Below are 22360 nucleotides of genomic sequence, written 5' to 3' on the forward strand. Positions count from 1 at the left end.
TGTCTGCATTAGCGGGTTACCGTGCCCGTTATGCAGATGAACACTCCGCCACGGAGCACGATTCGACTGACGCGCCGGGGCCGGGTCGCCCTCATCGCGACCGGAGCCGTCGTGGCGGCCACCGCCGTGGCGGTGCCGCTGCTGAGCATGGGAACCGACGACGCGCGTCCCACGTCGCTCCTCATTCCGGAGGGCTGGCGCTCCGGACAGGTCTACGCGGCCCTCGACAAGGCCCTCCGAGTGCCCGCGGGCACCACCAAGAAGTCCCTCGACAAAGCCAACCTCAAACTTCCGAACGACGCCGGCGGCAACCCCGAGGGCTATCTCTTCCCGGCGAGGTACCCGATCGCCGGCAAGTCGACTCCGGAGTCCATGCTGACGTTCATGGTCGACACCGCGAACAAGAGGTTCAACGGTGCGCCGGTCGCCGCGGGCGCGCAGCGCAACGCCATGAACGTCTATCAGGCGGTCACGATCGCGAGCATCGTGCAGGCGGAGGCGGCGACCAAGGCGGACATGGGCAAGGTGGCCCGGGTCATCTACAACCGCCTGGAACGCGGTATGCCGTTGCAGATGGACTCCACCATCAACTACGCGCTGAACCGCTCCACCCTGAGCACCAGCCAGGCCGACACGAAGGTCGACAGCCCCTACAACTCCTACCGGCGCATGGGCCTGCCGCCCACGCCGATCTCCAACCCCGGCGAGGAGGCGATGAAGGCCGCGATCACCCCGCCCGCGGGGGACTGGCTGTACTTCGTCACGGTCAAGCCGGGAGACACGCGCTTCACGGCCGGCTACGAGGAGCACCAGCGCAACGTCGCCGAGTTCGACCGGAACCACAGGAGCGCGTCCTCGACGGGCTCACCGGCGGGCTCTCCGACGGCCTCTCCGACGGCCTCTCCGGCGGGCTCTCCGACGGGCTCTCCGGCGGTCCCTGCCACGGTGTCACCCACCACCGCTGCCGGCGCGGCACCGGCTCCCTCGGGTTCTCCCACGCGCTGAGCGGCATGCCGGGGCGTCACGCGGCGACCGGGGCCTCCGCCAGCAGTCGCCTGATGTCCCTCACGGCGGCGCGTCCGGCCCGGTTGGCGCCGATGGTGCTCGCCGACGGCCCGTAGCCCACCAGGTGGATCCGCGGATCGGCGACCGCGCGCGTCCCCTCGACGCGGATGCCGCCGCCCCGCTCGCGCAGCCGCAGCGGTGCCAGATGGTCGATCGCGGCCCGGAAGCCGGTCGCCCACAGGATCACGTCGGCGTCCACGCGCTGTCCGTCCGCCCACTCCACGCCGTCCCGGGTGATCCGGTCGAACATGGGCCGCCGGTCCAGTACGCCGTCGGCCAGCGCCTGCCGGATCGCGTCGTTCAGCGGCAGCCCGGTGACCGAGACCACGCTGCGGGGCGGAAGTCCCTGGCGGACGCGCTCCTCGACGAGCGCGACGGCGGCCCGGCCGAACTCCTCGGTGAAGGGCCCCTCGCGGAAGACCGGGGGACGCCGGGTGACCCAGGTCGTCTCCGCCGCGCGGTCGGCGATCTCCATCAGATGCTGGGTGCCGGACGCGCCGCCGCCCACGACGACCACGCGCCGCCCGGCGAACTCCTCCGGCCCCGGATACCGCGCCGTGTGCAACTGCCGTCCGCGGAAGGTCTCCTGGCCCGGATAGTGGGGCCAGAACGGGCGGTCCCAGGTGCCCGTCGCGTTGATCAGGGCCCGGGTCGTCCAGGTGCCGGCGCGGGTCTCCACGAGCAGTCGCCCAGCGGGCCCCTCCCGCACCGCCCGGACGTCGACGGGCCTGCGCACCCGCAGGTCGAACGCGCGCTCGTAGGCGGCGAAGTACTCCGGGACGACCTGCGAGGAAGGGCGGTCGGGGTCGGCGTCCGTGAGGTCCATGCCCGGCAGGGAGTGCATCCCGTGCACCTTGCCGTACGTCAGCGACGGCCAGCGGAACTGCCAGGCACCGCCGGGGTGCGGCGCGTGGTCGAGCACGACGAAGTCCCGCTCGGGCTCGAAGCCGGTGCGCCGCAGGTGGTAGGCGGCGGCCAGCCCGGCCTGGCCCGCACCGACGACGACCACATCGACCTCACGCGCGCGTACTCCTGTGTCGTTCACGCTTCTACCAACTGGAGCGGGCCCCGGGATCTTCCCGTCGGACGCCGAGCTGTGAGGCGATCGACGACCCGCGTCCCCGGCGCAGGGGACCGGCTGGGCACACCGTCGCCGCGGGCCGGGATCCGATGCCCTCGGCACCGCGCACGAGAACCCCTGTAGCCCGCGAGACCCGCGACGCGCACGGGCGCCGCACCGCCCGCCCGGCGGCCTCGGCCGTGTGCGGAATCCGGTGCATGGGAGAGGATTGAGGCATGTCCGATGCCTTCACCACGCAGATCCTGACCATCTCGTCCGGTTCATCGGAGGCGGTCGTCGACCTCACCCGCGACTGCGAGGCCTTCCTCCGCGAGGTCGCGGCGGGCCGCGACGGCCTCCTGAACGTCTTCGTCCCCCACGCCACCGCCGGAATCGCCATCATCGAGACGGGCGCCGGCAGCGACGACGACCTCCTCACCGCGCTGCACTCCCTGCTCCCCGCGGACGACCGCTGGCAACACCGTCACGGCAGCCCCGGCCACGGCCGGGACCACGTCCTCCCCGCCTTCGTCCCGCCGCACGCGACCCTGCCGGTGGTGGACGGGAGCCTGGAGCTGGGGACATGGCAGTCGGTGTGCCTCGTGGACACCAATCGGGACAACCCGAACCGCGAGGTACGCCTGTCGTTCCTCGGGTGACCGCCGGCGGGTCGGGGCGGGATCACCGTCCGGTCGTGGGGGCGGATTCCTGAGACCCGCCCCCGGCCGGGAACCCGGGCTCAGGCGCCGTACGCCAGGAGCGCCATCATCCCGGCCTCGCTGTGGTAGGCGTTGTGGCAGTGCAGCATCCACTGTCCGGGGTTGTCGGCGTCGAAGAAGACGGACACCTTCGACCTGGGCAGCACGATGGTGGTGTCCTTGCGCGGACCGCCGTCGTCGAGCTGGTAGGTGTGGCCGTGCAGGTGCATCGGGTGCCACATGTTCGTCGCGTTGACGAAGTCGAGCCGGACCCGCTGGCCCTCCTGGACGAGCAGCGGGTTCGCGGTCGGGTCGGCCATGTCGAACTCCCTGCCGTTGATGGCCCAGTCGTACCTGCCCATGCTGCCGGTCAGTTTGACGCGGTGGACCAGATCGGGATCCTTCGCCTGAAGCTGTACGCCCTCGGCGGCGCGCAGTTGTGCGGCGGTCACCGTCGAGCCGTCCAGTTCGGCCGGTCGTACGGTCGGCTCGGGCGTGCTCCCCGATCCGGTGCGCACCACAGCCATTCCGGTGGCGTCCTTGCCCTCGGCGAGCGCGACGAGCGGGAAGACGCCGTCGCCGAGGGTGACCAGGACGTCGTACCGCTCGCCCATGGCGATCAGCAGCGTGTCGACCTGCCGGTGCACGACGGGGAAACCGTCGGTGTGGGTGACGGTGAGTTTGTGGCCGCCGAGGGCCACCCGGTAGGCGGTGTCGGCGCCCGCGTTGATGATCCTGAGGCGGACACGCTTGCCGGACTTGCCGGTGTACACGGCCGGGTCGGCCGGCACACGACCGTTGACCAGGTGGTAGGGGTAGTTCACGTCCCCGGCGTCGCCCCCGAGCAGCGGGCTGGTGGCACCGATGAGCCTGAACCGTGTCGAGTCGCTGTCCCCGGAGGAGGCGGACGAGGACCGGGAGGGCCGCGCCCTCTCCGGACCGGAGTTCCTCATGGTCATGCCGCTCATGTCCGGCCTGAACGTGGCGAAGACCTCGTCGGGCGTGCCGGTCACACCGTCGAGCCAGTCGTCGAGGACGACCACCCACTCGTCGTCGTACGACAGCGGCTCCCTGGGGTCCTCGACGATCAGCGGGGCGTACAGGCCCCGGTCGACCTGGACTCCCACATGAGGGTGGAGGAAGTACGTGCCGGGGGCGTTGGTGACGAAGCGGTACGTGAAGTTGGATCCGGCTCGCACGGGGGGCTGGGTGACCGGCGGCACGCCGTCCATGTCGCCGCGCAGTGAGATGCCGTGCCAGTGGATGGATGTCGCGGTGGTGCCGGGCAGTTGGTTGGACAGCTCGGCGGAGAGCGTGTCACCGGCGGAGGTGCGGATCTCCTTGCCGGGAACCCGGCCGCCGAAGGCCCAGGACTTGGCCAGGACGCCGCCGCCCAGGTCGAGTGTCGCGGGCGCGGCGGTCAGGTTGAGGCTCTGGACCCTGCCCGTACCGCTCCGGCTCCGCGCCGCACGGGCGACCTGGGAACCGGAAGGGCTGAGGAGGGAGGGGGCTCCGGGGGCTTCGTTGCCGCAGGCGGCGAGCAGGCCGGTGCCGACCGCTCCCAGTCCGGCGAGGACGGAGCGGCGGTTGATGCTGTTCACGAAAAGTCCTCTTCTTCGATGCGCGACAGGCGTTTCGGGACGGTCCGGGCACGGCTGCGGGCGTCGCGGGACGCGGACGCGGGGAACCGTGGGACGTTGCCTATGTGCCCGCGTATGCGCGCGGTCGAGAGAGGACGAGCGGGCCGGGAGACGGGCCCCGGCCCTCCGGGCGACGGTGAAGCCGCCGACGTCGGCGTGACGGTCGTGTCGGGGAGCGCGTGGTGGAGCAGCGGTGCGGCGACCATGGGAAACAGCATGACGATCATGCCGTGTGCCCGGCGGGCGGCGCCACCGAACCGGGCCCAGGGCCACTCTCGTAGCGTCATCAGGGGGTCCGTACTTCCCGCGAGCTGGGACCTGAACCATACCCTGTACGGGTATGCGCGCCCGGGAACCGTGCCCCGGGAACGAGTCGGGGTGCGGGAGCCGCCCGGAGAGCGCGGGCCCACGCGCGGAGCGGCTACTTCGCCGGGATCTTCTGCTCGAACCAGACGACCTTGCCGCTGCTCAGCCTCGTCGCGCCCCAGCGCAGGGCGAGTTGATTGACCAGGAAGAGGCCCCGGCCGCTCTCGTCCCCGAGGTCGGCGTGCCGCATCCTGGGCACCTGGGGCGAGTCGTCGGTCACCTCGCAGCGGAGCACGTCGGTGCGCAGCAGCCGCAGCGAGAGGGGCCGTGAGGCGAACCGCACGGCGTTCGTCACGACCTCGCTGACCATGAGTTCCGTCGGGTCGATCAGGGATTCGAGGCCCCAGCGGCGCAGGGCCCTGCGGGTCAGCCGGCGCGCCTGCCCCGCGGTCATCGGGTGCGGGGCCAGGTACCAGTAGCCGACGCTGTCCGGCGGGAAGCCCTCGAACCGGGCGCTGAGCAGGGCGATGTCGTCGTCCCGGGTCCCCGGGCCCAGGGTGCCCAGTACGTGATCGCAGAGCACCTCGAGCGAGGCGAGCCCCGGGGCGGTGGTCTGGAGCCGGAGCCGCAGCGACTCGACACCGCTCCCGATGTCCGTGTCCCGGGACTCGACGAGTCCGTCGGTGTACAGGACCAGGGTCGCCCCGGTGGGCGCGGCCATCTCCACGGACTCGAAGACGACGCCGCCGACGCCGATCGGAGCACCGGGCGGGACACCCAGGACCTCGGCGCGCCCGTCCTCATGGAGCAGGATCGCGGGCGGGTGACCGGCGTTCGCCATCAGCAGGCGGTGCGAGATCGGGTCGTAGATCGCGTAGAGGCAGGTCGCGATGTGGTCGCTGCCCAGCCGTTGGGCCTGCTCGTCGAGGTGGTGCAGGACCTCGTCCGGCGGCAGGTCGAGACCGGCGAGGGTCTGCACGATGGTGCGCAACTGGCCCATGATCGCGGCGGAGGTCATGGAGTGGCCCATGACGTCACCGACGATCAGAGCGACGCGGTTGCCGGGAAGCGGGATCGCGTCGTACCAGTCGCCGCCGACCTGGGCGGTCTTCGAGGCGGGCAGGTAGCGGCTGGCCAGCCGGACACCGGTGGGCTCGGGCAGCGACGACGGGAGCATCGTGTGCTGCAGGGTGTCCGCGACGGCGGCCTCGTGGCCGTACATCACCGCCTTCTGGACGCCGAGCGCGGTGTGCGTGGCGAGCTGCGAGGCGACGAGCAGGTCGTCGTCCGCGAAGACGGGGCGGTCCGCGCTCCGGAGCAGGACGACCGTGCCCATGACGTGGTGACTGCCGTGCAGCGGGGCGATGATCAGACGGTGGCCGGGTGGCGGCGTTCCCGCCCGGTCCGCCGGGGCCGCGAGCAGTTCGGCGACGGCGGGCGCGTTGCCCGGCGCGTCACCGAACGCCGGACGGCCGTCCCGCAGCAGCTCCGCGAGCCGTCCGCCGCCGGCCGGTTCGACCCGCTCGGCGACCTCGGGGAGCGCGGGCGCCGGCGAGGTCCCGCCGTCCGGCGTCGGCGACGCCCGGTCGGCGCTGTGCAGTTGGAGCACGACCGAAGCCGTCGGCTGCTCGGTGCCCACGGGCAGCGGATCGTCGAGGTGGACGAATATCGCGTCAGCGAAGGCCGGGACGGCCGCCTCCCGCAGTTCCCGGAGCGTCTCGTCCAGATCCATCCCGCGGGCGATCCGCCGCGTCGCGACATCGAGATACCGGAGGCGGTCGGTCTGCGGCACACGGCCGTCCGCCACCGCGGCAGGCGAGGCGGAGGCCTGTGGCGGAGTGGTGCTCTCGTGGGGGGTGTGGTGCTCGGTCACGCGTTCTGTCCCGTCCAGTGGGTGGCGCGGTCCGCGGCTCGGACTCCGCCTCCTCAGTCACTCCGCCTGCAGCAGAGGAACACCTGCTCCTCGGGCGGGACATCGGCCACGGCGGGGGCGTACGTGTACGAGGTCTCCTTGACGATCTCGAAGCCCGCCGCCTCGATGACCTTGTGCAGGTCCTCCCGCAGATAGCCGGAGACCCTGATCGTGTTCCCGAGGAACGGGATCGCGAAGTCGTCGACATCGGCCTCGACCATCGACAGGACGAACAGGCCGCCGGGAACGAGGAGATGACGGATGGTCAGCAACGCGAGAGGGATCTCCGCGCGCGGCAGCATCAGCAGCGAGAAGAAGGCGGCGACGGCGTCGAAGCGGCCGAGGTCGCGCGGGCCGCCCGGTCGCAGCTCGGCGAGGTCGATTCGGTGGAACGTCGCCTCGGGGACGTAGGTGCTCGCGAGCCCCACCATGCCGCCGGAGAGGTCGACCCCCACGACCTCGAACCCGGCGTCCGCCATCTGGCGCGAGGTCGGCACCCCCGTGCCGCAGCCGAGATCCAGCACCCGTGAACCCCGGCCCAGTGACTCGACCAGCCACTCACCTGCGGTGACCTGGCCCTCCTTGTGCGGAAAGGCCTCGTCGTAGCGGTCGCCGATGGCGTCGAAGGCTTCGGCCTGGCCTCTGCGGTCGAGCCGGATGCTCTCGTAATCAGTCCCCTGATTGCTGTTGATCACGAAAGAGACCTTTCATGGGGTCTGTCGAATTCGGTCCACACTTCGGATGAAAGCGGCCGTGACGGGATCTCCGAGCCGTGTCGGTCGCTCAGGAGACGTCAATTCGAGACGATAGTCGTTCAGCGTTCGTCGGGATGCCGGAGTGTCCAAAATCGTTCGGCCCGCCGGACGGCGCCCGGCCCGCGCGCCGGGCCGTCCACCGCGCCCGAACTCGCCTTGTCCGTAAGGAAGTTGCCGCGTCAGGCGGCGCCGACACGGCCGGAATCCGTCCGGCGGACGCGAGGGGCCGGGGCGGGGCGCGGCGACAATTCGCCCCCATGTGCGGGAACATGGTGAAGTCGCCTCTCCAAGAGCGGAGTTGGTCCACCCATCGGGCGCGTGACGTCGCACTCGCGGGAGCCGGGAGTGCCGGGAACTCGGCGGTCCCTGCTCGGCGGTCTTCGCCGGGCGCGGCGGATGCCCCTCGCTCCTGAGGCCGCGATGGCCCCGATGGTCGCGACGGATGTGACAGGGGCGGCCGGCCAGGTCTCCCGGCGACCGTGACGCGGTCGGGCGGCGCGTCTCACGTCGGTGGTGACGTGGCCGGGCGGACTGTCTCCCCGTACCGGAATGTCGCATTCGTGGAAGGATCGTGCCCAGTGCCGGACCTGGGCAGGTCGGCCGTCCGCCGTGGTCCGCCCGCCCCGGGTCCCCGGCCCGCGGCGCGTGCCCGTGTCTCACGTGGACCTGGAGGTTGCTGTGTCCGTAGACCGCGTCGGGCTGGTCGTCCACCAGGGGCGGACGGCGGCCCGCGACGTCGCCCGCGCCGTGCACGCCTGGTGCGACGCCCGAGGCATCCGGTGCACCGAGGTCGACGTCTGGGCCAAGGACCAGCAGCGCCGCGGCGGGCGTGCGGAAGCGGAGGCGGCCGGCAACCCCGACCTCGTCGTCACGCTTGGCGGCGACGGCACCTTCCTGCGGGGCGCCCGGATCGCCGTCAAGAGCGGCGCGAACGTGCTCGGCGTGGACCTAGGCAAGGTCGGGTTCCTCACCGAGGTGCCGGCGGCCGAGGTCACGCGGGCGCTGCAGGCGGTGCACGACGGGAAGGCCACCGTCGAGGAACGCATGACGCTGACGATGCGCGCCTCCCGCGCCCTGGAGATCCCCGGCGCCATGGAGGCCCTGCTCCACTACGGGCGGGGCCCCGCCCTGCCGCCGCCGCAGGTCAGAGCCGAGACGACCGAGGGCGACGGCTGGGGAGTGGCCCTGGACGTCACGGCCCTGAACGACGTCGTCCTGGAGAAGCTGGCCAGGGACCGACAGGTCAGCGTCGGCGTCTATCTCGCCGGGCAGCGGCTGGCCTCGTACTCGGCGGACGCGTTCGCCGTGGCCACCCCCACCGGATCGACCGCCTACAGTTTCGCCGCGGGCGGTCCCGTGCTCTCGCCGCACATGGACGCGGTCGTCTTCACGCCGATCGCACCGCACATGACCTTCAACCGCAGTGTGGTCGCCGCACCCGACGAGTCCGTCGCCCTGCGGGTGCTGCCCCACTCCGGCCAGGCCGCCGTCAGCATCGACGGTCAACTGCGCGGCGTGCTGGACCCGGGGGACTGGATCGGTGTGTTCCGCGCTCCGCAGCGAGTGCGCCTCATCCGCCTGCACCCCACCGGCTTCTACGGCCGGCTGCGCGACCGCTTCCGCCTCACGGACGCGCCGGCCACGGCGGCCGACGGCGTGCCCGCCCCGTTCTTCCGCCCCGACGCCCCCGTCCCGCCGGACCTCGCCGAACTGCGCCTGCCGCCTCCCTCGGCGGCCCGGTGACGGCGGGCCCGGTGACGGCGGGGGCCGCGTCCCCCGCGCGTTCCCCCGCGCGTTCCCCCGCGCGCGTCGGGCGGACGCAGCGCCGCCGCTCCGTGCGGCTTCACGTGGGATGCCGGGATTCCCGGGGAAGCTGTCGATCCCGGCGCGTCGCGTTCGACGCAGGGTGAGAGCGGGAAAGCACGCACACCAGGAACTCAAGGAGCACGGTCATGCCCGAACTGCGCGTACACAACATCACCGTTTCGGTGGACGGCTATGCCGCAGGCCCCCGGCAGTGTCTCGAACATCCGCTCGGCGAGGGCTTCGAGGCGATGCACGAATGGATGTTCGCCGCGATGCGCGACCTGGCCGACGGGAAGGGCGGCATCGACGTCGAGTACGTCGAGCGCGCCGAGCGGAACATCGGCGCCACCATCATGGGCCGCAACATGTTCGGACCCCAGCGCGGACCCTGGGAGGACGAGTCGTGGACGGGCTGGTGGGGCCCCAACCCTCCGTACCACAACGACGTGTTCGTCCACACGCACCACCTGCGGCCCTCGGTCGTCATGGAGGGCGGAACGACCTTCCACTTCACCGACGAACCCGTCGAGACGGTCCTCGCCCGTGCCTTCGAGGCGGCGGACGGCAAGGACGTCCGGCTCGGCGGCGGAGCCTCCACCGTCCAGCAGTACCTGCGGGCCGGGCTGATCGACGAACTGCACCTGGCCGTCGTCCCGCGACTGCTGGGCCGGGGCGAGCGCCTGTTCGACAACCTCGGGGACGGGATCGATGGCTACCGGGTCGCCGAACTGGTCGGATCACCGGCCGCGACACACGCCCGGCTGGTCCGCCGCTGACCGCCCCGAGGGACCGAGCGCTCCGCCGCTGACGTTCGGAGAGGCCGGACTGCCCCGTCGCCGGCCGTCCGAGAAGCCCGCGGCCTGCCCTGCTCCCGTGGGGGCGGGCTCAGTCGTCCCGGGCGGGCGTGCCCGGACCGGACGCGCCCGCTCGCAGGCCGTCCATCACCAGGTCCAGCAGGCGGTGGGCGCGTGCCGGCCAGTCCCTGCGCGGGTCGAGCTGCCAGAGCCCGGTCACGGCGAGCATGAAGTCGTCGGGGGTCACCCCCGGCCGGATACTGCCCGCCTCCTCGTTGGCTTTCAGCAGGAGCGCGACGGCCGAACGCATGGGCCCGCGGCCCAGCTTCGTGAGCGCGCCCCGTGGTGTGCCGGCGGTCGTCCGCAGGGCCGCCGACAGGCCCGCCTCGGCCAGGGCGAACCGTGCGAGACGGTCCATCCACGCGCGCAGCGCCCGATCCGGCGCGCGGGTGGCGAGCAGGTGCCGCGCGGCGTCGGCGACGCGTCGCACCTCATGGCGGTGGACCTCCAGAACGAGGGCCTCCCGATGGGGGAAGTTGCGGTAGAAGGTCCCCTGGCCGATCCCCGCCCTCTTCGCGATGGCGCTCAGCGGCGTGGCCGGCGAGCGGGTCAGCTCGGCCAGGGCCACGGCCAGGATGCGCTCCCGGTTGCGCTGGGCGTCCGAGCGCCGAGGTCCGTCGCTCCGTGCGGGCGTGCCCGGCGGCGCGTCCTTGTCGGGGTGCACGTGTACTCCTTCCGGAACGACGGCCGCAGTCCCTTCCGCCGCAGTCCCTTACGGAGCCACGGCCGGACCGCCCGCACCGACCGGGTGACTCTCCTGTGGGTTCACCGACAGGGGAGAGCTGTCCGACCGGGCCCGCTTCGGTGGCCGACCCGTTCCGTGCCGATGGCCGGAACCGGTTCGCCGTCCGGCATTCTCGCGCACCCGGCGGTTTTCCGGACGTGGACCTCGGAACCGACCGCCGGGGGAGCCCGATCCGGCCGATCGGCCGAGGAGTCCGGCCGACGACGCAGCCGCTCCAGCCGCACAGAGATGAAAGAGCCGCACAGAGATGACAGAGCCGCACAGCGATGAAGCCGTACAGCCGTGAAGCCGCTCGCTCACCTCTGCGCGGCGCGCCCGATCGACTCCACCAGCGGCAGCAACCGGTGCGGGACGCGTTCGCGCAGGGTCACCTCGGTCCGGGTGCGGACCACGCCGGGCAGGCTGATCAGCGCCTGGATCACATCCTCGAGATGTGCGTTGTCCCGCGCCGCGACCCGGGTGATCAGATCGCCGCCGCCGGTGATCGAGAACGCCTCGATGATCTCCGGTACGGCGGCGAGCGCGTCGCCGACATCGTCGAGATGGCCCTGTGTGACCTCGATGTGCACGAAGGCGAGCACGGGGTGGCCGAGGGCGGCCGGGGAGAGCGACGGGCCCGTTCCGGTGATCACCCCGTCCCGCTCCAGCCGGTCGAGGCGGGCCTGGAGCGTGCCGCGGGCGACGCCGAGGACACGGGCGTATTCGCGGACGCTGGTACGCGGCTGCTCCAGCAGCAGCCGCAGGATGCGGGTGTCGAGCTCGTCCACGGCCATGGTCCGTTGGCCTCCCTGTGGCCGACAATGATCACTTTCAACTGTACCAATGGCTCAGCCGAAACCGAGCCGGTTGAGCCAGTTCCGGACTGCCGCTTACCTTGTCCGTATCGATGGCGCTGCGCAGCGCCGGACGGCAAGGACGCCGTACCGGACCCGCGGCGCCTTTCGCATGTGCGCTGCGCATGCCGAACCAGAGCTGAGTACGAAGTAGGGGCGGGCCGCCGACGGTGAAGAAGATGTTCATGGCTCCGGATCCGGGACTGTTCCGGCTGCGGGTCTCGCTCCGGGCGGTCCTCGGTATAGGCCTCGCTGTCACCCTGTGCCAGCTCGCCGGGCTGTCGCTCGCCGCGTCGATCACCGGCGGCCTCGCGGCGCTCCTCGCGCTGTTCACGGTCGGCGACCCCACGGTGCGCGGCCAGGCCGTCACCACCACGCTGCTGCCGGTGGCCGGCCTGCCGGTCCTCACGGTCGCGACCGCGCTGCACGGGATGCCGATGCTGCGGGACGCGATCTGGCTCGCCGTGGTCTTCGCCGGGGTGTACGCCCGCCGGTTCGGCCCGCGCGGCCACGCGCTCGGCATCTTCGCGTTCATGATGTTCTTCACGACCCAGTTCCTGCACGCCGTGCCGGGCCAGCTCCCGCAGTTGTACGCCGCCCTGGCCCTGTCGCTGACGGCGTCCTCGGCCGTGCGGTTCGGGGCCTGGTGCGTCGAGCGGCGCAGCCCCCTGCCGGCCGCGCCGTCGCCCCTTGAGGGCCGCGGGCTGGCGCGCCCCGCCACCCGGCAGGCCTTCCAGGCGACCGCGGCCTGCGCCTTCGCGCTCGCCGCGGGCCAACTGCTGTCGCACGACCGCTGGTACTGGGCCGTCGGCGCCGCCTGGTGGATCTTCGTCAACACCGCCTCGCGCGGCGAGACGCTGGTCCGCGGCTTCCGGCGCGTGCTCGGCACGCTCACCGGGATCGTGGCCGGGTTCCTGATCGCCGTACCGCTGCACGGGGCACCGGCGCCCACCCTCGCCCTCGTCGCGGTGAGCGTCTTCGGGATCTTCTACACGGCGGCGCCCTCGTACAGCTGGATGATGTTCTTCGTCACCGTCATGGCGGGCCTGCTCTACGGGCTGCTCGGCGTCCTGCACCCGGGACTGCTGGGCCTGCGGCTCGCCGAGACCGGCGTCGGAGCGCTCGGCGCCGCGCTCGCCGTCGCGCTCGTCCTGCCCATCACCACGCACACGGTCACCGACCGGTGGATCGAACGCGCCCTGCACGCCGTGCACGGCTGCACCTCGGCGGCGGCCCGGCGGCTCGCGGGCGACGCCCAGGCCGACCCCGCGCCGCGCGCGGGGGAGCTCGAAGCACTTCTGGGGCGCGTGCGTATGGCTCTCGCGCCCCTCGTCCATCCGCTCAACCCGATGCGGGAGCGCAAGGAGCGGGCCCGCGCGGTCCTCGCCCTGCTCGACGACTGCGCGCGAGAGGTACGGGGTCTCGCAGCCGTCGCGGCCGACCCCGACGCCTCGCACGACGCTCGCCTCACGGCGGCCTGCCGACGGGTCGAGACGGCGATGGAGTCCCTGGTCGGAGCCGTGCCGGGCTCCGCTCCTGCGCCCCACCACGGCACCCCCCGCCATCACCCCGGGGCCGAACAGGCGCTCGTCCACCTGCACGGCCTGGAACGTGCGCTCGTCGAACTGGCGACACCCCTGCGCGGCTCACGGCTGGCAGCCGTCTGACGTATCCGGGACGCTTCCCCCGGGCGCCCGGCCCGGACCCGCCCCTCCCCGAGGCCGCGCTCACGCTGTGGACACGGGTGCCCGGAATGAGGCAGATTTACCGGCCATCCGCAGGGCGGATCGCCGCACCCGCCGGGCAACCCCGCGGCCATCGGGCGCACGGACGCCGTGGACCGTGCGGGAGCGGCCGGCGGACGGAACTCTTGGGGGCGGCACCATGCGCGACTTCCCGCGCGGAACCACACACGAAGAGCGCGCGGCCGACACCGTGGACGTGGGGCGGCCGAGCCCCGGAGGCGACGGCCCGGCCGGCTGGCTGGATCGGATCCGGCGCGACGGCGAGCGCGACGACGAAGATCGGGAACGGGGGCGCGGGCGCCCGCTGGAAGGCCTCGGAGCGGCCCCCGCGGCCATCGGCCCGACGGCCGCCCGCGAGGCGCGTGACGTCCTCACTACGGGCTCCACGCGGCTTCCGGACCCGTACCCGCCCGGTGTCCCGGCCGACGGACGCGGGAATTCCGGGCGGCATCGTGACCCCAACGCGTCCGCCGCCCCGGCCGACCGTCGTACGGGCGCCCCGCGGCCCACTGCCCCATACGCGCCCAGTGTCCCGGCCGATCCTCGCGGGGACCCCGCGTCGTCGCGCCGGCCGCACGGTCACGAGGACCGGAACCCCCGCCGGGCGGACGACGCGTCCCTGTCATCCACCGACGCCCACCCTGCGGTGGCCAGCGCGGCACCCCGCACCCGCTCGGCGCAGGTGGACGCCCCGGCACGGCCCCGGCCCGACCGGGGCGCCACCCCGATCCCGGGGCTGCTGGGGCGCCTGACGGCCGGGGATACCCCGGCCGAGGCGCCGCCCCGTTCCGCCCGTGGACCAGGCGTCACAGGACACGACACACGAACCCGTCCGGGGCGCGTCGATCGTGACGGTCCCGATGGTTCCCGCGGTCCGGATGGTCCCCGCGGTCCCGACCGGAACGAACCGGGTTCGGCCTCGCACCGGCGCGCCCCGGAACCGTCCCCCGACCTCCTCCGCGCCGCCGCCGAATTCATCACGCTCCATTACGCGGAGGAGGGCCTCGGGGATCCGGCCCGGCGGATCGCCGCCGTCCGCGCGGAGATCGCCGACACCGGGACGTACTGGCACACCACCCGGGAACTCGTCTTCGGCGCACGCGTCGCCTGGCGCAACGCCAACCGCTGCATCGGCCGCCTGTACTGGAACGCGCTGAGCGTGCGCGACCGCCGGGAGGTACGGGACGCCGGAGAGGTCGCCGAGGAGTCGGCGGACCACCTCAGGGAGGCCACCCGCGGCGGCCGGATCCGCTCGCTCATCACGGTCTTCGCGCCCGACTCACCGCGGCGCCCCGGCCCCAGGATCTGGAACGAACAGCTCATCCGGTACGCGGGTCACCCGCGCCCCGACGGCGGCGTCACCGGCGATCCACGCAACGCCGGTCTCACCGCGACCGCCCGGAGGCTCGGCTGGCCCGGCGGCCCCGGCACGCCCTTCGACGTCCTGCCGCTCGTGATCCAGGACGCGGGCGCCGAACCCCGCTGGTTCGCGCTGCCGAAGGACGCGGTGCTCGAAGTGGAGCTCGGCCACCCCGAGTACACCTGGTGGCAGGGCATGGGGCTGCGCTGGCACGCGGTGCCCGCCATCTCCAACATGTGCCTGGAGATCGGTGGCGTCTGCTACCCGGCCGCGCCCTTCAACGGCTGGTACATGGGCACGGAGATCGGCGCCCGCAACCTCGCGGACACCGACCGCTACGACCTGCTGCCGGTCGTCGCGGAGCGCCTCGGCCTCGACACCCGTACCGACCGCTCCCTGTGGAAGGACCGGGCCCTCGTCGAACTCAACCGCTCGGTCCTGCACTCCTTCGACCGCGCGGGCGTCACCGTCACCGACCACCACACCGAGTCCCGGCGCTTCCTCACCCATCTGGGACGCGAGGAACGCAAGGGGCGTCAGGTGGGTGCCGACTGGTCGTGGATCGTGCCTCCGATCTCCGGCAGCGCCACGCCGGTCTTCCACCGCACGTTCGACACCGTCGAACGGACCCCGGCCTACGTCCACCACCCGGAGGCCACGGAACGGGCGCGGGGCGCGGCCCCGCCCGCCCGGCTCCAGGGGGCGGCCGGCCCGCTCTTCGGAGGGCCGGCCGAGCCACCCGGTCTGGTCTAGACCGCAGCCTCCCGACTGCTACCGTCGCCCCCGATGACGCGGGACCGAGAGGGGACAGCTGTGGCAGACGGCGGCAGGCGACGACGGGCGTTCATCGGCTCGTTCACGGCCGCGGGAGGACTCGGTGTCCTCACCGCGGCGGTGGACCCGGACAGTGGCGCGCTGACCGTCCTGAACGCCGTCGACGGCGTACCCGACCCTTCGTATCTCGCCCTGTCGCCCGCGCACGACGTCCTGTACGCGGTCAGTGAGACCGACGAGGGAGCGGTGGCCGCCTACCGCGTGCACACCGACCAGCCGGAACTGACCGGTCCGCCGGTCCGGACCGGCGGCAGCGGCCCCACTCACCTCAGTGTCCTCGACGGCCACGTCCTCACCGCCGACTACGGCTCAGGGAGCGTCAGCGCGGTGCCCGTCCGTCCGGGAGGCGGACTCGCGGGCGCCGCCTCCAGCGTGCTCCGGCACACCGGTTCCGGTCCGCACACCGACCGGCAGCGGGGTCCGCACGCCCACCAGGTGCAGCCCGATCCCACCGGCCGCTGGGCGGTCAGCGTCGACCTCGGCACGGATTCCGTCCGGGTGTGCGCCCTCGACGGCGGAACGCTCAGACTGCACGGCGAGACCGCCCTGCGGCCGGGCTCCGGGCCGCGCCATCTGGCCTTCCACCCGGGGGGCGGACATGCGTACGTCCTCAATGAACTCGCCCCGACCGTCACCGTCTGCCGCTGGGACGCCGCCGAGGGCTCGCTGCGGCCCGTCGGCGAGACACCGGTGCTGTCGGGTGTCCCGGAGGGCGACGCGTACCCCTCGGGCATCGTCGTCTCGCCCGACGGCCGCTTCGTGTGGACGGCCACCCGGGGCCAGGACGTCGTCTCCGTGCTCACCCCGGACGCGGCGGGCGATGGGCTCAACCTGGTCATCACGGTGCCCTGCGGCGGCGTCTGGCCCCGCGCGCTGGCCCTCGACCCGTCGGGCCGCTTCCTCTACGTGGCGAACGAGCGCTCCGGGGACGTGACCTGGTTCATCGTCGACCCGGACACGGGCGTGCCCCGCCGGGGCGGCTCGGTCGAGGCACCGGCGGCGTCCTGCGTGGTCTTCGGCTGACCCGGCCGCTCGGACGGCCCGGGGACTCACGCGGAGTACGCCCCGGGCACGGCCGGGCGCGTCTCGTGCGTACGGGAAAGGGCCCCTCCTGTCACAGGAGCGGGCCCTTTCGATGTGCGGGTGGAACGGGTCGTACGGGCAGTGCGGGGGTACCGGCCGACTAGAAGGCCGGCGCCCCCTGGGTCTGCGGCGGCGCGATGCCCAGCGCCGACGTGTACTGGGCCAGCGCGAGCTTGCCGATCGCCGGGTACGGGCCAAGGGCCTCGGCGGCGCTGCACCCGGCCTCCTTCGCGGCCGCGTCGAGCAGACCCGCGTCGAGCTCCGGACCGATCAGGTACGGGGCGAGCGCGAGCTGCTGCGAACCGGAGCCGCGCAGCTGCTCGGCGACGGCCGCGATGGAACCCTCCTCGTCGAGCGCCGCGGCCATGACCGGCACGGCGAGACGCGCGGCGAGCAGCATGCCGGTGATCCCGGCCGCCTGCACGGCGTCCTCGCCGCCCACGGTGGCGAGCACGATGCCGTCCGCGGCGGTCGCCACGGTGAACAGCCGGGCGCGGTCGGCGCGGGACAGACCGGCCTCGGACAGGCGCACGTGCAGCGCCTCGGCGAGCAGCGGGTGCGGGCCGAGGACATCGGTCAGTTCGGCCGCGACGCGGCTCTCCATGACCGCCTGGCGGATCCGGCGCAGCAAGGCGTTGTCCGGACCGGCGAGCAGCGGTACGACGATGCCGACCGGGCCGTCGGGCGCGGTGACGTCGGAACCGGCGGCGCGGGCCTGCTCGAAGCGCGCTGTGCGCTCCTCGGCGGCGTGGGTCAGCACGGACTGCAGCGTGGGGAACTCGTCGTCCCCGTCCAGGTAACCGATGCGGGCATCGAGGCCGGGGAGCTCGGAGCGCGCGATGCTCACGACCTCCTCGGCGAGGCTGCGCGTGGCCGCGCTGGGGGTGCCCGGCACCGCGAGGACGAACGCGGGCGCGCCCTCGGGAGCCGCCAGGGGTTCCGGACGGCGGTGCCGCCCGGCTTGGCGGGGTCGCGGCATTCGTACTGGCAGGCCGGACGCGGGCCCAGTGGGGGAGCTCATGGCGCCGCATGTTACTGGTTTCCTGGGTTCCCCTGTTCGGGGAGGGTGCAGGTGAGCGGTATCCGTCCGCTTTTGTCTGATGAGTTACGTACGGATCAGAAGTGATCAGTAATCGCGGACTTGTCTGTCCTGCGGTGAATTCCGGCCATCGATTTCCGGATACGGCTTTTCGGCCACCACCGACAACATCCGCCCGTCCAGGGGCAGTGCGAGCCGGCCCTCCGCCAGGTCGGCGGCGATCCGGAGCGCGCCGTCGAGCGGGTCGCCCGCGGCCGGCACCTGCCGGGCGTGCGGCAGCCGCTCCGCCAACTCCTCGCCCAGCGGCGCGAGTAGCGGGGTTCCTGTCTTGAACAGGCCCCCGGTGAGCGCGAGACGGGGTTCGTCGCCGGCCGGGCACACGGCCGCGACCGAATCGGCCATGTGCCGTGCGGCGGCCCGCAGGATGTCCGCCGCCACGGGATCGCTCCCGGCGCGGGAGGCCACCTCCGGGGCGAAGGAGGCGAGCACGGCCGCCCGGTCGGTGCGCGGGTACAGCAGTCCCGGCAGCCCCGGCATCGGCCCGAACATCTCCTCCGCCCGCGCCAGTAGCGCGGTCGAGCCGTCCGGGCGGCCGTCGAACGCCCGCAGGGCCGCCTCCAGGCCCGCGCGCCCGATCCACGCGCCGCCACCGCAGTCGCCGAGCAGATGGCCCCAGCCGTCGGCCCTGCGCCAGGACCTGAGGTCGGTGCCGATCGCGATCATGCCGGTGCCCGCCGCGATCACGGCACCCGCCCGGGGACCGAGCGCGCCGGTGTACGCCGTCACCGCGTCGGCCGCCAAGGCGAGCCGCCTCACTCCCAGTTCACGCTCCAGCGCGGCCGGCAGCTCGTCCCGCAGTTCGTCACCGAGCGTGGCCAGGCCGGCCGCGCCGACAGCGACGGCCCCGAGCCGTTCGGCCCCTGCCTCGCTCATCAACCGCCTTGCCATCGGCACCAGTTGATCCAGCAGGTGCCCGGCCGAGATCCCACGCGGGCCGGTGCGGACCGGTTCGTTGGAGATGAGGGGGTCACTGAGCGGGGTCGGCGGAGGGGGCGTCCCCCGGCCCACGGGGGAGCGGACATCGCCCGCCGCCCCGTGCGCGGCGAGCGCCACGCGCAGTCCCGAACCTCCGGAGTCCACGGCCAGCACCACGGACGGGCCCGGCCCGGCCGGACGCCCGCCGCGTCCGCCGCCGGACGTCACGGCAGGCGCCAGTCCACCGGCTCGGCTCCCTGCCCGGCCAGCAGGTCGTTGGCGCGGCTGAAGGGGCGGGAGCCGAAGAAGCCACGGTCGGCCGACATCGGCGAAGGGTGCGAGGACTCCACGGAGGGGAGGTCGCCGAGCAGGGGGCGCAGATTGCGGGCGTCGCGCCCCCACAGGATCGACACCAGCGGGCGGCCGCGGGCGGCCAGCGCCCGTATGGCCTGTTCGGTGACTTCCTCCCAGCCCTTGCCGCGGTGGGCGGCGGGACTGCGGGGAGCCGTGGTGAGCGCCCTGTTGAGCAACAGCACACCCTGCTTCGTCCACGGGGTGAGGTCACCGTTGGACGGCTGGGGCGCCCCGAGGTCGGTGTTCAGCTCGCGGTAGATGTTGATGAGGCTGGGCGGCAGCGGACGTACCTCCGGGGCCACCGAGAACGACAGGCCCACCGCGTGTCCCGGGGTCGGATAGGGGTCCTGGCCGACGATGAGGACACGGACCTCGTCGAAGGGCTGCTGGAAGGCGCGCAGTACGTTCGCGCCGGCCGGTAGGTAGGTGCGTCCCGCGGCGATCTCCGCGCGCAGGAAGTCGCCCATCTCGGCGATTCTTCCGGCCACGGGTTCGAGAGCTTTCGCCCAGCCCGGTTCGACGATCTCGTTCAACGGTCGTGGTGCCACGGGCGTCACCCTACTGCCGTACACCTGGCGGAGATCAAACCGGTGTCCGTCGCGCGACCGAGGATGACCGGTTCGTCGTCGAATCGGACGTCTCCGGGCGCAAGACGCCTGCCGACGTGGGCCGTTGGAGGTTCCGGGGACTCCGGCGACGGCTCGGCCGCCGCGACCGGACGGACGCCGTGGCCGTTCCCGGGCCGCGACCCCTGCCGGACCGCGGCCGCTCTCAGGCCATGACCGCCGCGCGGACGCACAGCACGTCCGGCAGGTGCGAGGCGAGCTGTCGCCAGCTGTCGCCGTCGTCCGCCGACGCGTACACCTCGCCGTTGCGGTTGCCGAAGTACACGCCGGCCGGGTCGGCGTCGTCCGTGCAGAGCGCGTCGCGCAGCACCGTGCCGTAGTGGTCCTCCGCCGGCAGCCCCGCCGTCAGCGGCTCCCAGCTCCCGCCCGCGTCCTCCGTACGGAAGACACGGCACCGCCGGCCGGCCGGGACCCGGTCGGAGTCCGCGTTGATCGGGAAGACGTACGCGGTGCCGCCGCGGCGCGGATGCGCGGCCGCCGCGAATCCGAAGGTGGACGGCAGGCCCGCGCCGATGTCGGTCCACCGTCCCCCCGCGTCGTCGCTGCGGTACACGCCCCAGTGGTTCTGCAGGTAGAGCCGGTCAGGGTCGGCCGCGTCGCGCGCGACCTTGTGCACGCACTGCCCGAACTCCGGGTTCGGATCCGGCAGGAACACCGCCGAGACACCGGAGTTGGCGGGTTCCCAGCTCGCGCCGCCGTCCGCGGTCCGGAAGACCCCTGCCGTGGACACGGCGACCGTCACGGCCCGCGCGTCACGCTCGTCGGTGAGGATGGTGTGCAGGCCCTCACCGCCTCCGCCCGGGACCCACTTCGAGCGGGTGGGGTGCTCCCACAGGGGACGGACGAGCTCGAAGGACTCGCCCCGGTCCTCCGAGCGGTACAGCGCGGCCGGTTCCGTCCCCGCGTACACCACGTCCGGTTCGGCGGCCGACGGGTGCAACTGCCACACCCGCTCCAGCGAGGCACCCGTCTCCTTGGGGAACTTGACGGCGGGCCGCGCCGGTTCGGTCCATGTCAGACCCAGATCGTCGGAGTGGAACACGGACGGGCCCCAGTGCGCGCTGTCCCCGCCGACGAGCAGCCGCGGCCGGTCGCCCCGGGTGTCGATCGCGACCGAGTAGACGGCCTGGGCGTTGAAGTAGGGATGCTCGTCGAACTCCCAGGCGCCGCCACGGCGTCGTCCGATGAAGAGACCCTTGCGGGTGCCCACGGTGAGCAGTACGTCCGACATGGCCGGTCACCTCCGCGACGTCTTTGCCAGCGTTACGGGCCAGTCTGCACCCCGGCACCGACAGCCACCTCCGGACCTCGCGTCCGGGCAGCTCGGACGGGCCGCGTCGGGGGACGGCCGGGGTTCACGGAGCGGGGTCGCGGTGCCCCTCGCAGGGGTCGCGCGGCATCGCGCGGCCCGGGACGGACGAGCCGACGGGCCGGGGCTGTGAGCATCGCGCGGAGCGGACGCGTAAGGGAGGGGAGAAGTGGCGTGTCGGTGCGGTGGTGAGGAGGATGCCCTCGATGGCGGCATTCCGTGGTCCGAAGGTGTGGCTGTGGCGGTGGCGGCGCAACCCGCTACGGCGGCGAAGCGATGTCCTGGAGGCCTGGATCATGCTCGCGGCCTGGGCCCTCACGGTCCTCGGCGGTGCGGTCACGGGCCTGGTGACCATCCGGTCCGTGGAGCACGGCCTCGCCCAGCAGCGCGCCCAGTGGCATGCCGTCCCGGCCCGTCTGGCCGAGGAGGTGCCGGACACGAGGGCGACCGAGTCCGGCGGACGCTTCGTCTGGACGAAGGTCCGCTGGAGCGCGCCGGACGGGACCCCCCGCTCAGGTCAGGTGAGGGTTTACGCGGGTACCTCGGCGGACACCCCGGTCCTGGTGTGGACCGACCCCCGAGGACACCTCGTCAACCGGCCCACCACCGTCGCGATGGCCCGGCTGCGGGCGGTTCTCGTCGGTACGTTCGCGGGCGCGGGCGCGGCGGGCGTCCCCTACATGGCAGGGCGCCGTCTCCGCGACCGCCTCGAACGGCGGCGCATGCAGCGGTGGGACGAGGAGTGGGAGCGGATCGGGCCCCTGTGGGGCCGGATGACGAGCTGACCGAGCGCCTCGGCTCCGTCCCGCCCGGCCCACCGCTCCGCCGGCTCCGCCTCGGCCCTGGTCCACCGGCTCCGCCTGGACCCTGGCCCGGTGGCTCCGCCCCGGACCGGTCCGCCGCCCCTCCGGCACCGGTCCCCAGTCCCTGGTCCGCGCGGCCTCCGGGCCTTGGTCGGCCCGGTGCCCAGCCCCCGGTCCCCGGCCCCGGTCCGCACTGTCTCTCGGCCCTGGTCCGCCCGGCCCAGACACCGGTCGGCCCGGTCCGAGACCCGATCGGCCCGGTCCCCGGCCCCGGTCCGCCCTGTCCCCCCGCCCCGGTCCGCCCGGTCCCAGGCACCGGTCGGCCCGGTCCGAGACCGGATCGGGCCTGGTCCCCGGCCCCGGTCCGCCCGACCCCGACCCCGGCCCGGCCCTATCGGCTCCCGGCTTTGGTCTGCTTGCAGGCCATCGACACCGGTACGCCCGGCCCCGGGTGCCCCGCCCGCGAGGCTCGGGCACCGGGCCGCCCGGGTCCGGCACGGGTCCGTGGCTCCCCGCTTTGGTCTGTTTGCCGGCCACCTGCACTGGTGCACCCGGTGC

17 protein-coding genes and 1 pseudogene are annotated in these 22360 nt (G+C 73.3%); 8 read left to right on the forward strand and 10 right to left on the reverse strand.

Annotation, left to right across the window (positions count from 1 at the left end):
• Positions 1-30 precede the first annotated feature (30 nt).
• Positions 31-867 (forward strand): annotated as a pseudogene (gene mltG / locus OHT01_RS34520) (endolytic transglycosylase MltG); the annotation flags it as partial.
• 154 nt (positions 868-1021) lie between these two features.
• Here mltG and OHT01_RS34525 read toward each other — a convergent pair.
• A complete protein-coding gene (locus tag OHT01_RS34525) occupies positions 1022-2110 on the reverse strand; it encodes an NAD(P)-binding domain-containing protein (protein ID WP_328557032.1) in 1089 nt (362 codons plus the stop codon).
• A 251-nt stretch (positions 2111-2361) separates the two neighbouring features.
• Between OHT01_RS34525 and OHT01_RS34530 the strand changes: the two genes are divergently transcribed.
• On the forward strand, positions 2362-2784 hold the full coding sequence (locus OHT01_RS34530; protein WP_328557033.1) for a secondary thiamine-phosphate synthase enzyme YjbQ: 423 nt from the start codon (positions 2362-2364) through the stop codon (positions 2782-2784).
• 80 nt (positions 2785-2864) lie between these two features.
• On the opposite strand, the gene OHT01_RS34535 is transcribed toward OHT01_RS34530, so the two are convergent.
• The 3 genes from OHT01_RS34535 to OHT01_RS34545 form a co-directional block, all read right to left on the reverse strand.
• On the reverse strand, positions 2865-4424 hold the full coding sequence (locus OHT01_RS34535; protein ID WP_328557034.1) for a multicopper oxidase family protein: 1560 nt from the start codon (positions 4422-4424) through the stop codon (positions 2865-2867).
• Positions 4425-4884: 460 nt separating this feature from the next.
• On the reverse strand, positions 4885-6501 hold the full coding sequence (locus OHT01_RS34540) for a SpoIIE family protein phosphatase (RefSeq protein ID WP_328558363.1): 1617 nt from the start codon (positions 6499-6501) through the stop codon (positions 4885-4887).
• A gap of 194 nt (positions 6502-6695) precedes the next feature.
• Positions 6696-7376: a class I SAM-dependent DNA methyltransferase gene (locus OHT01_RS34545; RefSeq protein ID WP_328557035.1), complete on the reverse strand. Its 681-nt coding sequence runs from the start codon at positions 7374-7376 to the stop codon at positions 6696-6698.
• A gap of 738 nt (positions 7377-8114) precedes the next feature.
• Between OHT01_RS34545 and OHT01_RS34550 the strand changes: the two genes are divergently transcribed.
• Both OHT01_RS34550 and OHT01_RS34555 read left to right on the forward strand, forming a co-directional pair.
• Positions 8115-9179 carry an NAD(+)/NADH kinase gene (locus tag OHT01_RS34550; RefSeq protein WP_328557036.1) on the forward strand — a complete coding sequence of 355 codons (1065 nt, stop codon included), beginning with the start codon at positions 8115-8117 and terminating at the stop codon, positions 9177-9179.
• A gap of 209 nt (positions 9180-9388) precedes the next feature.
• A complete protein-coding gene (locus OHT01_RS34555) occupies positions 9389-10018 on the forward strand; it encodes a dihydrofolate reductase family protein (protein ID WP_328557037.1) in 630 nt (209 codons plus the stop codon).
• Positions 10019-10127: 109 nt separating this feature from the next.
• Here OHT01_RS34555 and OHT01_RS34560 read toward each other — a convergent pair whose 3' ends face one another.
• Together OHT01_RS34560 and OHT01_RS34565 are read right to left on the reverse strand one after the other, a co-directional pair.
• Positions 10128-10760, reverse strand: a complete 633-nt coding sequence (locus OHT01_RS34560) for a TetR/AcrR family transcriptional regulator (protein ID WP_328557038.1) — start codon at positions 10758-10760, stop codon at positions 10128-10130.
• A 377-nt stretch (positions 10761-11137) separates the two neighbouring features.
• Complete coding sequence (locus tag OHT01_RS34565) at positions 11138-11614, reverse strand: Lrp/AsnC family transcriptional regulator (RefSeq protein WP_328557039.1); 477 nt, start codon at positions 11612-11614, stop codon at positions 11138-11140.
• Between the two features lie 239 nt (positions 11615-11853).
• Between OHT01_RS34565 and OHT01_RS34570 the strand changes: the two genes are divergently transcribed.
• The 3 genes from OHT01_RS34570 (at position 11854) to OHT01_RS34580 (ending at position 16636) form a co-directional block, all read left to right on the forward strand.
• Entirely contained in the window at positions 11854-13341 is a 1488-nt protein-coding gene (locus OHT01_RS34570) for an FUSC family protein (RefSeq protein WP_328557040.1), read from the forward strand.
• Between the two features lie 724 nt (positions 13342-14065).
• The gene (locus OHT01_RS34575) at positions 14066-15532 is read left to right on the forward strand and encodes a nitric oxide synthase oxygenase (protein WP_328557041.1); all 1467 of its coding nucleotides are present in this window, start codon (positions 14066-14068) and stop codon (positions 15530-15532) included.
• Between the two features lie 60 nt (positions 15533-15592).
• On the forward strand, positions 15593-16636 hold the full coding sequence (locus OHT01_RS34580) for a lactonase family protein (protein WP_328558364.1): 1044 nt from the start codon (positions 15593-15595) through the stop codon (positions 16634-16636).
• Between the two features lie 160 nt (positions 16637-16796).
• On the opposite strand, the gene OHT01_RS34585 is transcribed toward OHT01_RS34580, so the two are convergent.
• From OHT01_RS34585 to OHT01_RS34600, 4 genes are all read right to left on the reverse strand, one after another.
• Complete coding sequence (locus OHT01_RS34585; protein WP_328557042.1) at positions 16797-17717, reverse strand: sirohydrochlorin chelatase; 921 nt, start codon at positions 17715-17717, stop codon at positions 16797-16799.
• 105 nt (positions 17718-17822) lie between these two features.
• Positions 17823-18884, reverse strand: coding sequence for an N-acetylglucosamine kinase (locus tag OHT01_RS34590; RefSeq protein WP_328558365.1), 1062 nt, complete (start codon positions 18882-18884; stop codon positions 17823-17825).
• A 50-nt stretch (positions 18885-18934) separates the two neighbouring features.
• Entirely contained in the window at positions 18935-19612 is a 678-nt protein-coding gene (locus OHT01_RS34595; protein WP_328557043.1) for a uracil-DNA glycosylase, read from the reverse strand.
• Between the two features lie 223 nt (positions 19613-19835).
• Positions 19836-20921, reverse strand: a complete 1086-nt coding sequence (locus tag OHT01_RS34600) for a WD40/YVTN/BNR-like repeat-containing protein (RefSeq protein ID WP_328557044.1) — start codon at positions 20919-20921, stop codon at positions 19836-19838.
• Positions 20922-21205: 284 nt separating this feature from the next.
• On the opposite strand from OHT01_RS34600, the gene OHT01_RS34605 reads away from it, so the two are divergent.
• Positions 21206-21784, forward strand: coding sequence for an Rv1733c family protein (locus OHT01_RS34605; RefSeq protein ID WP_328557045.1), 579 nt, complete (start codon positions 21206-21208; stop codon positions 21782-21784).
• Positions 21785-22360 lie beyond the last annotated feature (576 nt).

The organism is Streptomyces sp. NBC_00358, assembly GCF_036099295.1.
Lineage (GTDB): Bacteria > Actinomycetota > Actinomycetes > Streptomycetales > Streptomycetaceae > Streptomyces.